14 protein-coding genes are annotated in these 13,755 nt (G+C 71.3%); 13 read left to right on the forward strand and 1 reads right to left on the reverse strand.

The window, feature by feature from the left end; all coding sequences use genetic code 11:
- The first annotated feature begins 79 nt into the window (after nt 1–79).
- The 13 genes from OIC96_RS46770 (at nt 80) to hypE (ending at nt 12,016) form a co-directional block, all read left to right on the forward strand.
- Nucleotides 80–1,864, forward strand: coding sequence for a nickel-dependent hydrogenase large subunit (locus OIC96_RS46770; RefSeq protein WP_330301975.1), 1,785 nt, complete (start codon nt 80–82; stop codon nt 1,862–1,864).
- The gene (locus OIC96_RS46775) at nt 1,861–2,394 is read left to right on the forward strand and encodes a hypothetical protein (RefSeq protein ID WP_330301974.1); all 534 of its coding nucleotides are present in this window, start codon (nt 1,861–1,863) and stop codon (nt 2,392–2,394) included. Before OIC96_RS46770 ends, OIC96_RS46775 begins: the two co-directional genes overlap by 4 nt.
- A complete protein-coding gene (locus tag OIC96_RS46780) occupies nt 2,391–3,032 on the forward strand; it encodes a DUF5947 family protein (protein WP_330301973.1) in 642 nt (213 codons plus the stop codon). Before OIC96_RS46775 ends, OIC96_RS46780 begins: the two co-directional genes overlap by 4 nt.
- On the forward strand, nt 3,029–3,712 hold the full coding sequence (locus tag OIC96_RS46785) for a DUF6084 family protein (RefSeq protein ID WP_330301972.1): 684 nt from the start codon (nt 3,029–3,031) through the stop codon (nt 3,710–3,712). The genes OIC96_RS46780 and OIC96_RS46785 overlap by 4 nt, the downstream gene beginning before the upstream one ends.
- A complete protein-coding gene (locus OIC96_RS46790; RefSeq protein WP_330301971.1) occupies nt 3,709–5,139 on the forward strand; it encodes a hypothetical protein in 1,431 nt (476 codons plus the stop codon). The genes OIC96_RS46785 and OIC96_RS46790 overlap by 4 nt, the downstream gene beginning before the upstream one ends.
- Nucleotides 5,136–5,687 carry a hydrogenase maturation protease gene (locus OIC96_RS46795; RefSeq protein ID WP_330301970.1) on the forward strand — a complete coding sequence of 184 codons (552 nt, stop codon included), beginning with the start codon at nt 5,136–5,138 and terminating at the stop codon, nt 5,685–5,687. The genes OIC96_RS46790 and OIC96_RS46795 overlap by 4 nt, the downstream gene beginning before the upstream one ends.
- A gap of 11 nt (nt 5,688–5,698) precedes the next feature.
- Nucleotides 5,699–5,803, forward strand: coding sequence for a DUF6893 family small protein (locus OIC96_RS50025; RefSeq protein ID WP_406501228.1), 105 nt, complete (start codon nt 5,699–5,701; stop codon nt 5,801–5,803).
- Between the two features lie 144 nt (nt 5,804–5,947).
- Nucleotides 5,948–6,343 (forward strand): hydrogenase maturation nickel metallochaperone HypA/HybF, encoded by a 396-nt coding sequence (locus OIC96_RS46800; protein ID WP_330301969.1) that lies wholly within the window; start codon nt 5,948–5,950, stop codon nt 6,341–6,343.
- 3 nt (nt 6,344–6,346) lie between these two features.
- On the forward strand, nt 6,347–7,102 hold the full coding sequence (hypB, locus tag OIC96_RS46805) for a hydrogenase nickel incorporation protein HypB (RefSeq protein WP_330301968.1): 756 nt from the start codon (nt 6,347–6,349) through the stop codon (nt 7,100–7,102).
- Nucleotides 7,099–9,483: a carbamoyltransferase HypF gene (gene hypF / locus OIC96_RS46810; RefSeq protein WP_330301967.1), complete on the forward strand. Its 2,385-nt coding sequence runs from the start codon at nt 7,099–7,101 to the stop codon at nt 9,481–9,483. Before hypB ends, hypF begins: the two co-directional genes overlap by 4 nt.
- 31 nt (nt 9,484–9,514) lie before the next feature.
- The gene (locus OIC96_RS46815; protein WP_330301966.1) at nt 9,515–9,817 is read left to right on the forward strand and encodes a HypC/HybG/HupF family hydrogenase formation chaperone; all 303 of its coding nucleotides are present in this window, start codon (nt 9,515–9,517) and stop codon (nt 9,815–9,817) included.
- Nucleotides 9,817–10,944, forward strand: coding sequence for a hydrogenase formation protein HypD (gene hypD / locus OIC96_RS46820; protein WP_330301965.1), 1,128 nt, complete (start codon nt 9,817–9,819; stop codon nt 10,942–10,944). The genes OIC96_RS46815 and hypD overlap by 1 nt, the downstream gene beginning before the upstream one ends.
- Nucleotides 10,937–12,016 carry a hydrogenase expression/formation protein HypE gene (hypE, locus tag OIC96_RS46825; protein ID WP_330301964.1) on the forward strand — a complete coding sequence of 360 codons (1,080 nt, stop codon included), beginning with the start codon at nt 10,937–10,939 and terminating at the stop codon, nt 12,014–12,016. The genes hypD and hypE overlap by 8 nt, the downstream gene beginning before the upstream one ends.
- Nucleotides 12,017–12,368: 352 nt before the next feature.
- Here the strand turns inward: hypE and OIC96_RS46830 are convergent, their stop codons facing one another.
- Nucleotides 12,369–13,589 carry a metallophosphoesterase gene (locus OIC96_RS46830; protein ID WP_330301963.1) on the reverse strand — a complete coding sequence of 407 codons (1,221 nt, stop codon included), beginning with the start codon at nt 13,587–13,589 and terminating at the stop codon, nt 12,369–12,371.
- Between the last annotated feature and the right edge of the window lie 166 nt (nt 13,590–13,755).

The following is a 13,755-nucleotide window of genomic DNA, read 5'->3' on the forward strand; positions in this document are numbered from 1 at the left end:
CCGCCGCAAGTAATCCGCTCCCTGCTTCGTGCACTCCCCCCACACGAACCTCCCGCGCAACGAAGGGCACGGCACACAGATGGCACCGAAGACGAAGGCGGCCGGCGACGGCAGCGGCCTGGTGGAGATGGCCTGGGACCCGATCACGCGGATCGTGGGAAGCCTGGGAATCCACACGAAGATCGACTTCAAGCAGAAGCGGGTCGCGGAGTGCTACAGCACGTCGTCGGTCTTCCGCGGCTACAGCGTCTTCATGCGCGGCAAGGACCCCCGCGACGCCCACTTCATCACCAGCCGCATCTGCGGGATCTGCGGGGACAACCACGCCACCTGCTCGGTGTACGCGCAGAACATGGCGTACGGCGTGAAGCCACCGCACCTCGGCGAGTGGATCATCAACCTCGGTGAGTCCGCGGAGTACATGTTCGACCACAACATCTTCCAGGAGAACCTGGTCGGGGTCGACTACTGCGAGAAGATGGTCAAGGAGACCAACCCCGGCGTCCTCGAACTCGCCGAGCGCACCGAGGCTCCGCACGCCGCCGAGCACGGCTACCGCACGATCGCCGACATCATGCGCTCGCTCAACCCCCTGGAGGGCGAGTTCTACCGCGAGGCCCTCCAGGTGAGCCGCTACACGCGGGAGATGTTCTGCCTGATGGAGGGCCGCCATGTGCACCCCTCCACGCTCTACCCGGGCGGCGTCGGAACCATCGCCTCCGTGCAGCTCTTCACGGACTACCTCAGCCGCCTGATGCGCTACGTGGAGTTCATGAAGCGCGTAGTGCCCCTGCACGACGACCTGTTCGACTTCTTCTACGAGGCGCTGCCCGGGTACGAGGAAGTGGGCCGGCGGCGTGTCCTGCTCGGCTGCTGGGGCGCGCTCAACGACCCCGAGTACTGCGACTTCACCTACGCCAACATGACCGACTGGGGCCGGCGCATGTTCGTCACGCCCGGCATCATCGTCGACGGCAAGCTCGTCACCAACGACCTCACCGAGATCAACCTCGGCATCCGCATCCTGCTGGGCAGCTCCTACTACGAGGACTGGCAGGGCCAGGAACAGTTCGTCACCCACGACCCGCTCGGCAACCCGGTGGACCCGCGCCACCCGTGGAACCAGCACACCATCCCCGCCCCGCAGAAGCGCGACTTCGACGACAAGTACAGCTGGGTCATGTCGCCCCGCTGGTTCGACGGCAAGGACCACCTGGCCCTGGACACCGGCGGCGGCCCCATCGCCCGTCTGTGGTCCACCGCCCTGTCCGGACTCGTCGACACCGGCTATGTGAAGGCCACCGGCCACAGCGTGGTCATCAACCTGCCGCGCACGATGACCAAGCCCGAGACCAGTTTCGAGTGGAAGATCCCGAAGTGGAGCAACGCGCTGGAACGCAACCGCGCGCGCACCTACTTCCAGGCCTACACAGCCGCCGTCGCGCTGCACTTCGCGGAGAAGGGCCTGGAGGAGGTCCGGGCCGGACGCACCCAGACCTGGGAAAAGTTCGAGGTCCCGGACGAGAGCATCGGCGTCGGCTTCACCGAAGCGGTACGAGGCGTCCTCTCCCATCACATGGTGATCCGCGACGGCAAGATCGCCAACTACCACCCGTACCCGCCCACCCCCTGGAACGCCAGCACCAGGGACACCTTCGGCACGCCGGGCCCGTACGAGGACGCCGTGCAGAACACCCCCATCTTCGAGGAGAACACCCCGGAGAACTTCAAGGGCATCGACATCATGCGCGCCGTCCGCAGCTTCGACCCCTGTCTGCCTTGTGGCGTCCACATGTACGTCGGGGGCGGCAAGACGGTGAAGTCGATGCACGTGCCCACCGGCCTGAGCGGACTGGGCGGATGAGCGCGGGGACTGCGGCCGTGCCGGTGAACGCGGAGCAGACCGGACGCCGTGTCGAGGAGGTGCTGGACCGACTGGCCGCGAGCGGCGACCCGGCCGCCGCCGAGGCGGCAGAGGAACTCGTCCGGTCCCTCATGGACTTCTACGGTGCCGGCCTGGCCCGCATTCTCCACCTGCTGTCCTCCGCTCCCGGCGAACCGCCTGCGGGACTGCTCGGTGACGAACTGGTCGCGAGCCTGCTCGTCCTGCACGACCTGCACCCCGAGGACCGCGACACCCGCATCGCCCGGGCCCTCGACAGCGTCCGGGAACACGCCCTGGAGGTCGTCGACTTCGAGGAGGACAGTGGCACCCTGAAGCTGCGGGCCCGGGAGGCAGGTGGCTGCGGTTGCGGCTCCGGCGCGGGCGCCCGGGAGGCCGCGGAGACGGCGCTCGCCTGCTTCGCACCGGAGGTCAGGGTCGTCGACGTACAGACCGCACCCGCCGGTCCCACGCTCCTCCAGATCAGCACGGCACCGACGGGGGCCCGATGACGGCGTCCCCGGTGACGCGCACGCCCGGCCTGCGGCGGTTCCTCTCCGAGAGACCCCCGCAGCCCGAGCGGTGCGAGCTGTGCGCCGTGACGGTGGAGGCGGACCACCGTCATCTCGTCGACACCGAGAAGCGCGCCCTCGTCTGCGCCTGCACCCCCTGCGCGCTGCTGATGGAACAGCCGGGTGCCGCGGCGGGCCGCTTCCGCACGGTCCCGGCCCGCTACCTCGCCGACCCCGGGCATCGCCTCGACGAGAGCGCGTGGGAGGCGTTGCAGATCCCGGTCGGCGTCGCCTTCCTCTTCCGCAACGCGGCGCTCGACCGGCTGGTCGCCCTCTACCCGAGCCCGGCCGGAGCCACCGAGAGCGAACTTGAAGCGGCCACGTGGACGGAGGTCCTCGGCGGCAGCCGCCTTGCCGAACTGCTCGAACCCGACGTGGAGGCGCTGCTGCTGCGCCGCACCGACGGCCGATGCGAGTGCCACCTCGTACCGATCGACATCTGCTACGAACTCGTCGGCCGCATGCGCCTGTTGTGGCAGGGCTTCGACGGCGGAGCCGAAGCCCGCGCCGCTCTGGACGTGTTCTTCGCGGACGTCGCGCGACGCGCCCGGCCGGTGGGCGAGGCGGTGCGGCCGTGACGGAGTTCTCCTTCGCCTGCACCGGCGTCCGCGCCGACCGGTTCGCCGCCGGACCGACCCTCGTCTTCCGGCTGCGCGTCACCGCCGCCGGCAACGCACGCGTGCACGCCCTCGCGCTGCGCTGTCAGATCCGCATCGAACCCGCCCGCCGCGGCTACGAGTCCGCCGAGGCCGACGGCCTCGCGGACCTCTTCGGCGAGCGCTCACGCTGGGGCAGCACGCTCCAGCCGGTGCAGTTCGCCCAGGTCTCGGTCATGGTCCCCAGCTTCACCGGAGAGATCGAAGCCGACCTCGTCGTGCCCTGCACCTACGACATGGACGTCGCCGCGACCCGCTACCTCACCGCCCTCACCGGCGGCGAGGTCCCGCTGCTGATGCTGTTCTCCGGCACGGCGTTCACCGGAGCTGGCGGTTTCCAGGTCGAGCCGGTCCCGTGGGACCGGGAGGCGGCCTTCCGGATGCCGGTCGCCACCTGGCGGGAGATGCTCGAGCAGCACTTCCCCGGGTGCGGCTGGATCCGGCTGCCGCGCGACACCATGGACGCCCTCCTGGCCTACCGCTCACGGCACGCCCTGGCCTCCTGGAAGTCGACCGTCCAGGCGCTGCTGGACAGTGCAGACCCGCCCGCGCACGACCCGCTGCGTGCCCTCACCGCCACCACCGGAAGGACCGATCCGTGACCGTGACCGCGTTCGCCTCCGAGACGGAGGAGCGGTTCGCCCTCGCCCGGCAGGTGGCCGACGCCGTCCTCTTCGAGGGCTATGTGCTCTACCCGTACCGCGCCTCGGCGGCCAAGAACCGGCTGCGCTGGCAGTTCGGGGTGCTCGTACCGCCCGGCTGGGGCGCCGAGTGCGAGGAGCACGACTTCCAGCACACCGAATGCCTGATGGAACCGAAGGCGGGCGCGATCCTCTCGGTCGAGGTGCGCTTCCTGCACGCCCGGCGGCGCACGGTGCAGCGGGCCCGCCCGGACGGCGGCTTCGACACGGTTGCCGAACTCCGCCTAGACGACCGGGTGTTGGTGCCCTGGGACGAGGGGGGCGAGGAGCGCGTCGAGGTGGTCGCGTCGATGGACGAGCTCCTCGGCGACGGCGTCACGCATCCCTTCCGGCGCCCCGCCCGGGAGGAGACCGAACCGGTCCTGGACGCGGCCGGCCGAACCGTCGGCCGACTGGTCCGGCGGTGCGAGGAGATCAGCGGGACGGTGCGGCTGTCCGCCCGCGAACTCGACGGTCCCTACCGGGCCATGCGGCTGACCGCCGTCGTCGAGAACACCAGCGACTGGACACCGCCCGAGGGCCGCGGCGCCGACCGGGACACGGCGCTGCCGCGCTCGCTGGTGGCCACCCATCTCCTCATGGCCCTCAGCGCCGGATCGTTCCTGTCGATGACCGATCCCCCCGAGTGGGCGAAGGGCGCGGTCGCCGCATGCCGCAACCTGCACACCTGGCCCGTACTCGCCGGCGAACCCGGCCGCGCCGACCTCGTGCTGTCCTCACCGATCATCCTGGAGGACCATCCGGCCATCGCGCCGGAGAGCCCCGGCGCGCTCTACGACGCCACCGAGATCGACGAGATCCTCGCGCTGCGCACCGCGGCCCTCACCGACGAGGAGAAACGCGAGGCCCGGGGCACCGATGAGCGGGCGGCCGCCGTGATCGAGCTGGCGGACTCGATGCCCGCCGAGGTGCTGGAGCGTCTGCACGGGGCGGTGCGCAGTCTGCGCGAGGTGACCGGCCCGGGCCCCGCCGCCCCGGACGGCGGCTTCCCCGACGAGTATGGGGTGCAGCGGCCGGACACCCCCTGGTGGGACCCCGCGAGCGAGGCGGGCTTCGACCCGGCGCAGGACCGTGTGGTCGTGGACGGCCGGTCGGTGGGCAAGGGCAGCCGCGTCGAGTTGCACCCGGGCCTGCGGCGCACCGACGCCCAGGACATCTTCCTGCGGGGCCGCACCGCGAAGGTCGAGGCGGTGCTGCACGACGTCGACGGCGGCGTGCACCTGGCGGTCACGGTCGAGGGCGACCCGGGCGCAGACATCCGCCGCGAGCAGGGACGGTTCCTGTACTTCCAGCCCGACGAGGTCACACCGCTGGAGGACGACGTATGAACCTTCCCGCACAGGCAGGTCCAAGGACTCTCGTGGCGGGCATCGGCAACATCTTCCTCGGAGACGACGGCTTCGGCGTGGAGACCGCACGCCGGCTCACCGAGCGCGACCTGCCCGGACACATCGAGGTCGTGGACATCGGGGTGCGTGGGGTGCACCTGGCTTATCAGCTCCTGGACGGCTACGACACGCTCGTCCTCGTGGACGCCACGGCACGCGGCGGAGCCCCCGGCACGCTGTATGTGATCGAACACGACGTCGGCGGCGGGAGCCCTGTGCCCGGCACCCCCGCGTTGGACGGCCACCGGATGACCCCCGACGCCGTCCTGGCGCTACTGGGCACCCTCTGTGCCGGGACCGGCGGCGAGCCACCACGCCGCGTCCTGGTCGTCGGATGCGAACCGGCCACGGTGGACGAGGGCATCGGTCTCAGTGCGCCGGTGTCCGACGCCGTACCGGAGGCCGTCCGGCTGATCGAAGAGCTGCTGCGGAACGGTGAGCCGGGAGAGTCCGCGCCGCGGGCCACGGCCGGGGGGATCTCGACATGAGGAGAGACGGGATGAAGAAGATCGTCATCGGCGGAGCGGCCCTTGCCGTCATGGTCGCCGTCTTCGCCGAGGTGCTTCCCGACCTCAGGCGCTACCTGCGGATCCGACGGATGTGAACCGTGGGCGCCACCGGTGTGCCGTGCGGTTTGCGTCGAACGGCGTACCTGTCGGCCGGTGACGGCGTGCCGGTCCGTGCGACCCGGGTGTGCGCGCCTCTAATGAAGGCCGACCGGAGACAGGCCGCGGAAGGACGGAGACCCATGCACGAGATGTCCGTCGCGCTGGCCGTCGTCGACCAGGTGGCAGAGGCCGCCGCGCGGGCCGGTGACGTCTCGGCGGTGCGATCGGTACGGCTCCAGGTGGGCGAACTGGCCGGCGTCGTACCCGATGCGCTCGCCTTCTCCTTCGAACTGGCCTGCGCCGGAACCCTGCTGGAAGGCGCCGAACTGGTTACCGAAGCGGTGCCGGGGCGGGCCCGCTGCACGCCCTGTGCGCACGAATGGGCCGTCGGCATGCCGCCCCGGCTGACCTGCCCCGTGTGCGGCGGGACGCGTACCGAGCTGCTCGCGGGCCGGGAACTGCAGATCGTCGACGTGCACTGGGAGGACGGCCCCACGCACGTGCCCACCCGCGAACCGATCTCCGAGGAGCGCTGAACCATGTGTCGTGTCGTCGACCTGCGCCAGGCCGTACTCGCGAAGAACGACGCGAGCGCCCACGAACTGCGTGCACACCTCGCGGCCCGAGGCACCGCGGTCGTCAACCTGCTGTCCAGTCCGGGCAGCGGCAAGACCGCGCTGCTGGAGCGCGAACTGCTGCGGGCACGAGAGCGGTCCGTTCCTGTCGCCGCGCTGACCGCCGATCTCGCCACCGAGAACGACGCGGCGCGCCTGGCGCGTTCGGGCGTCCCGGTCAAACAGGTGCTCACCGACGGACTGTGCCATCTGGAAGCGGGGATGCTCGCCGGGCACCTGGACGGGTGGCTGCCCGACGACACCCGGCTGCTGTTCGTGGAGAACGTCGGCAACCTGGTCTGCCCGGCCTCCTACGACCTGGGGGAGACGCTGAGGGTCACCCTCGCCTCCGTGACGGAGGGCGAGGACAAGCCGCTCAAGTACCCCACCGCCTTCGGCCTCGCCCACCTGATCGTGGTCACCAAGACCGACATCGCGGAGGCCGTCGAGTTCGACGAGGCCGCGTTCCGCGCGAATGTGGAACAGGTCAACCCGGGAGTCGAAGTGGTCCTGACCTCGGCACGCCGGGGGCAGGGAGTCGGCGCGCTGCTCGACAGGGCGCTGGCGGCCGCGGACGGCGCACCCGTCCACTCGCCGGTCATGGCCCGGCTGCCCCATCACCACGGTCACACCCACGCGCACACGGAGGCCACCGGCACCATGGCCCACACCCACTCGTGAGCGGTCCGCAGGCCCCGGCCGCCGTCGCCGAGGACACTCCGCGACGCCGCCGGGTCACCGTCCGGGGAGTGGTGCAGGGCGTGGGCTTCCGGCCCTACCTGTACGGCCTCGCCACCGAACTCGCCCTCGCCGGACACGTGACCAACACCCCGGAGGGCGTCGTCGTGGAGGTCGAGGGCACCGCCTCGGCCGTGGCCCGGTTCTGCGACCGGATCGCCGCCCAGGCACCCCCGCTCGCCCGCGTCGAGTCCGTCCACCACCGGGAGATGCCTCCCGTCGGCGGCACCGCGTTCACCATCCTCACCTCCCGCACCGACGGACCGGCCCGCACCCTGGTCTCCCCGGACTCCGCCACCTGCGCCGACTGCCTCGCGGAGCTGGCCGACCCGGCGGACCGGCGCTACCGCCACCCGTTCGTCAACTGCACCCACTGCGGCCCGCGCTTCACGATCGTCACCGGCGTGCCGTACGACCGGGCCAACACCACCATGGCCGACTTCGAGATGTGCCCCGAATGCGCTCGGGAGTACGCGGATCCGGCCGACCGCCGTTTCCACGCGCAGCCGGTCGCCTGCCCGGCCTGCGGGCCGCGTCTGCGGCTGCTCGTCGCCCAGGAGCCAGGGCTCAGGAGTGTCGACGGTGCGGACCCGGTCACCGAGGCGCGCACCCTGCTGACGCGGGGCGCGATCCTCGCCGTGAAGGGCCTGGGCGGCTACCACCTCGCCTGCGATGCCACGAACCAGGCGGCAGTGGCCCTCCTGCGACGCCGGAAGGCGCGCGGGGACAAGCCGTTTGCCGTCATGGCCAGGACCGCGGACGACGTCCGTCACCTCGTCCGGCTGAGCCCCGAGGAGCGAAGCCTGCTCGAAGACCGGGCCAGACCGGTCGTCCTGGTGAGGCGGCGTCCGCACCCTTCGTACAGTGCCGGGGACCCGAGGCCCGCCGAGGACGTCGCGCCCGGCAGCCCCGACCTCGGCGTGATGCTGCCGTACACGCCCCTGCACCATCTGCTGCTCGGCCTGCCCGGCGACGCGGACGGCCCCCGGCTGCTCGTGATGACCAGCGGCAACGTGTCCGGTGAGCCGATCGTCACCGACGACGCGGAGGCGCTGGAGCGGCTCGCGCACCTGGCCGACGCCTGGCTCACGCACGACCGGCCGATCCACGTCCCGTGCGACGACTCCGTGGTCCGCGTCTGCGACGGGGAGCCGCTGGTGATCCGCCGCTCGCGTGGCTACGCCCCGCTGCCGGTCTCCCTCCCGCTGCCCGTGCGGCCGGCTCTCGCCGTCGGCGGAGACCTGAAGAACGCCTTCTGCCTGGGGGCGGGCCGTCGCGCCTGGCTGTCGGCGCACATCGGTGACATGGACGACGTCGGTACGCAGCGGGCCTTCGAGCGCGCGGCGGCGCAGTTGGAGTCCATCACGGGGGTACGGCCCGAGACCTTGGTGTCCGACCGGCATCCCGGCTACCGCTCCGCCCGTTGGGCCGACCGCAACGCCTCCCGTCGTCCCGTCGTGCGCGTCCAGCACCATCACGCACATGTCGCCGCCGCGATGGCCGAACACGGGCTGGACGGCACCCGGGCGGTGATCGGCGTCGCCTTCGACGGCACGGGCCACGGCGACGACGGCGCCGTGTGGGGCGGGGAGTTCCTGCTCGCGGACTACGACCGCTTCACCCGGTTCGGGCACCTCGCGTACGTCCCGCTGCCCGGTGGCGACGCTGCGGTGCGCCGGCCGTACCGCATGGCGCTGGCCCACCTGAGGGCGGCCGGGATCGGCTGGTCCGACGACCTCGCCTGTACGGCTGCTTGCCCGCCCGACGAACTCCGCCTCCTGGAACGGCAGTTGGAGCGCGGCCTGAACTGTGTCCCCACGTCCAGCATGGGCCGGCTCTTCGACGCCGTGTCCTCTCTCGCCGGGGTGTGCCACCGAGCCGGATACGAGGCACAGGCCGCCGTCGAGCTGGAGGGTGCGGCTCTGCACGCACCCGCCGAGGACCCCACCGCGTACGCCTTCGCCCTTCACACGTCGGCGGAGAAGGGGGGCGGCGTCGTACGGGCCGATCCGGCACCCGTACTCGCGGCGATCGTCGACGACCTGCGCGCGGACATCGGGCCGGCCCTGGTCGCGGCTCGCTTCCATCGGGGCGTGACCGCTCTGGTGCACCGGATCTGCGTGCGGGCGCGAGAGCGGCACGGGCTGGACACGGTCGCCCTGACGGGAGGCGTCTTCGCCAACACGCTGCTCTCCTCGGCCTGTGCCGCCACCCTGCGCGAGGACGGCTTCACGGTCCTGCGGCACCACCTGGTGCCGCCCAACGACGGAGGCCTGGCGCTGGGCCAGCTGATGGTGGCCGCTCGGGCCACTTCCCCCGACTGAGCAACGCGCGACCCACAGCGAGGAGAGGCTCATGTGCCTGGCGGTACCCGGCAAAGTGCTGGACATCGAGGAACGGGACGGCACCCGGATGGCCACCGTCGACTTCGGCGGCGTGGTCAAGGAGGTGTGCCTGGAGTACCTGCCCGACCTTGAGGTCGGCGAGTACGCCATCGTCCACGTCGGGTTCGCCCTGCAACGGCTGGACGAGGAGTCGGCGCGGCAGACCCTCGAACTCTTCGCCGAACTCGGCATGCTGCAGGAGGAGTTCGGCGACCCCTGGGAGACGGCGGCGGCAGAGGCGGGCGTGGACCCGGTGGAAGAGGTGCGCAAGTAGTGAAGTACATCGACGAGTTCCAGGACCCGGAGCTGGCACGGCGGCTCCTCGACGACATCCACGCCACGGTGACCAGGCCGTGGGCCCTGATGGAGGTGTGTGGAGGGCAGACGCACAGCATCATCCGCCACGGCATCGACCAACTCCTTCCGGACGAGGTCGAGTTGATCCACGGGCCTGGCTGCCCGGTATGCGTCACCCCGCTGGAGGTCATCGACAAGGCTCTGGAGATCGCGTCCCGACCGGGGGTGATCTTCTGTTCCTTCGGTGACATGCTGCGCGTGCCGGGTACCGGACGGGACCTGTTCCAGGTCCGCGGGGAAGGCGGCGACGTGCGCGTCGTCTACTCGCCACTCGACGCGCTGCGGATCGCCCAGCAGAACCCGGACCGCGAGGTGGTGTTCTTCGGCATCGGCTTCGAGACGACCGCGCCCCCCAACGCCATGACGGTCCACCAGGCCCGGAAGCTCGGCATCCCGAACTTCAGCATGTTGGTGTCCCACGTCCGCGTACCTCCGGCCATCGAGGCGATCATGTCGTCGCCGAGCTGCCGTGTGCAGGGCTTCCTCGCGGCCGGGCACGTCTGCAGCGTGATGGGCATGGGGGAGTACCCGGAACTGGCGGAACGCTTCCGTGTCCCGATCGTCGTGACGGGCTTCGAGCCACTGGACATCCTCGAAGGCGTGCGCCGGGCCGTCCGCCAGCTGGAACGCGGTGAGCACACCGTCGACAACGCCTACGCCCGTGCCGTCCGCCCGGAGGGCAACCCGGCCGCCCGGGCCATGCTGGAGGACGTCTTCGAAGTCACCGACCGCGCCTGGCGCGGCATCGGGGTGATCCCCGACAGCGGCTGGCGGCTGTCGTCGAAGTACCGCGACCACGACGCCGAGCACCGCTTCTCGGTCGGCGGAATCCAGACGGCCGAACCCGCCGAGTGCCGCAGCGGAGAGGTCCTGCAGGGACTGCTCAAGCCGCACGAGTGCGAGGCCTTCGGCACCCTGTGCACCCCCCGCACCCCCCTGGGAGCCACCATGGTCTCCAGCGAGGGCGCCTGCGCGGCGTACTACCTCTACCGGCGTCTGGACCTGCCCGCCACCAAGGCCCGGGAGGCGACCCCCGTTGTCTGACACCACCGATCTCCCCGCCCCCGCCCTGGACATCGAGGCGTGGACGTGTCCGGCACCGGTACGCGACCTGCCCCGCGTCGTCATGGGCCACGGCGGCGGTGGAGCCCTTTCCGCCGAACTGGTCCAGCAGATCTTCGCCCCCGCCTTCGGGGGCGAGGTGCTCGCCCAGATGGGTGATGCCGCCGTCTTCTCCCTGGGCGGTGCCCGGCTGGCGTTCTCCACCGACTCCTACGTGGTGCGGCCGCTGTTCTTCCCCGGCGGCAGCATCGGTGACCTGGCGGTCAACGGCACCGTCAACGACCTCGCCATGAGCGGCGCCCGCGCCGCCTACCTCTCCTGCGGATTCATCCTGGAGGAGGGCGTCGAGCTGGACGTGGTCACGCGGGTGTCGAAGGCGCTGGGCGCGGCCGCGCGCACCGCCGGTGTGGAGGTGGCCACCGGTGACACCAAGGTGGTGGAGGCCGGCCACGGCGACGGGATCTACATCAACACCGCGGGCATCGGTCTCGTCCCGGCGGGTGTCGATCTGCGTCCTCAGCGGGTCGTCCCCGGCGACGTCGTGATCGTCAGCGGCGCCATCGGTGTCCACGGGGTGGCGGTCATGAGCGTGCGCGAAGGCCTGGAATTCGGAGTGGAGATCAAGAGCGACTGCGCGGCGCTCGGCGGCCTGGTCGACGCCATGCTCGCCGTCACCCCGGATCTGCACGTACTGCGCGATCCCACCCGTGGCGGCCTGGCGGCCACGCTCAACGAGATCGCGGAGGCCTCCGGCGCAGGGGTGGTCATCCGGGAACGCGACGTCCCGGTCCCGCCGACCGTGGCCAATGCCTGCGCCATTCTCGGACTGGACCCCATGTACATCGCCAATGAGGGCAAGTTGGTGGCCTTCGTCCCGCGCGAGCACGCCGACGCCGTCCTCGAGGCGATGCGAGCCCATCCTCTGGGCGCGGATTCCGTGATCATCGGTGAGGCCGTCGAGGCACATCCCGGCATGGTCGTGGCCCGCACCGGCCTGGGGGGAACGCGGGTGGTCGATCTGCCGATCGGGGAGCAACTGCCGCGGATCTGCTGACAGGGGCGTCGCTCGTCGAGGAGTCGGCCGTCCAGGCGCCGGGACCGTCAACCCGGTCGGCGCCCGGACGGCGGGTCCTGTGGGTCCACGCCGGTTGTGGCAGAAGCGTCCCTGGTGCCGCCCGGCCCCGGTGCCCAGGTGTCGGCGCACGCGGGGAAGAGCTCTGACCGGGAAGGTTGGCCGCAGTCTGTGTTGTCCAGCGGTTTCAACGGCGGTGCGCGTCGGATGGCGGCGCAAGGTCAGAGATGCGTTCTGGGTTGAAATGGCCGACCGGCGGCGTCCGCGCAAGGGAGGACGAGGCAGGATCTGACTCGGTGAACCGGTCCATGAGGGATTGTCGGCCCACTCCGTGCTATCGCGTGGGAGGCCGCTGCGGGGAGCGGAGCACAAGCAGGGTGATCTCGCTGGGGGCGAAGACGCGGAACGGCGGGCCCCAGAAGCCGGTGCCGCGGCTGGTGTAGAGGAGGGTGCGGGGGCCGTGGTGGCTGAGGCCGGCGAGGGCGGGCTGGTCGATGCGGACCAGGTGGTGGAAGGGCCAGATCTGGCCGCCGTGGGTGTGGCCGGAGAGCTGGAGGTCGATGCCGCCTGCTGCCGCCCGGTCGATGAACTTGGGCTGGTGGGCCAAGAGCAGGACGGGTAGGTCGGGGTCGGCGCCGTTCAACGCTCCGGCAAGGTGGGCGCGGTGGCCTGCCAGGCCGGAGGACTCAGCGGTGACGTCATCCACGCCGGCGACCACGAGGGTGTCGCCTCCGCGTTCGAGCAGCAGATGGCGGTTGCGCAGCGGCTCCCAGCCCAGCTCGTCCATCAGGTCGACCCAGCCCTGGGCCTCGCTGTAGTACTCGTGGTTGCCGGTGACGTAGACACGGGCCCGGGTGGCCCGCACGGTTCCGAGTGGGGCGGCCTGGGCGCGGCGGCGTTCGGCCGTGCCGTCCGCGATGTCACCGGTGTGGCAGACCAGGTCGGCTTCCAGGGTGTTCACCCTCTCGCATACCTGTGCCGACCAGCGAGTGCGATCGAGGGGACCGTAGTGGGTGTCGGTGATGAGGACGACGCGGATGCCGTCCAACCCGGCACCCAGCCGTGGGAGTTGCACGTCGAGTCGGCGCACGCGTGGCACGCGGCGGGCCTCGGCGTACCCCCAGGCGAGCAGCACGGCGGCTACGCCGAGGACCGCCCAAGTGACGATCCGGGCCCGGTTCTGACCGTCGCCTACGCCGGCCACGGTCAGGGCGAGGCGCAGCAGGACGCCGAGCAGGACGGACCAAGTGAACAGTACCCAGCTGACTCCAAGCAGGGTGTCACCGACGATCGCCGCCCAGTCCTGCTGCCGCCGGCCGTGGCCGCGCACCATCGCGAGCGGCATACCGACGAGGCCGAGGGCGAACAGGGCGGTGCCGGCGAGCGTGACGGGCAGCGGCCAGTGCTGGCCGCTGTGCAGGAGCACCCAGCAGGGCACGGCCCACAGCAGGACGGGGGCGATCAGGGGGAGGTAGCGCATCAGGCGGAGCAGTCGGCTCTGCCGCGGCGCTTGCGCTTCACTGTCGGCGGGTCGGGTGTCGCTGGTGTCGGTCACGCTTCCCCTCACAAACCAGGCTGCCGTCCCGCGCACTGTATCCGGTCGCCCTCGGGCCGGCCGGACCGGCGTTCATGGCCGCGGCCCCTTGGGCAGAACGCACGACGCCGACCACTACGGCCGCTACCAGGATTCATTCGTAGTGCTCCGGCCTTCAGGCCGGGGG

The sequence above is a fragment of the Streptomyces sp. NBC_00775 genome (genome assembly GCF_036347135.1).
In the GTDB taxonomy this organism is placed as follows: Bacteria; Actinomycetota; Actinomycetes; order Streptomycetales; family Streptomycetaceae; genus Streptomyces; species Streptomyces lutosisoli.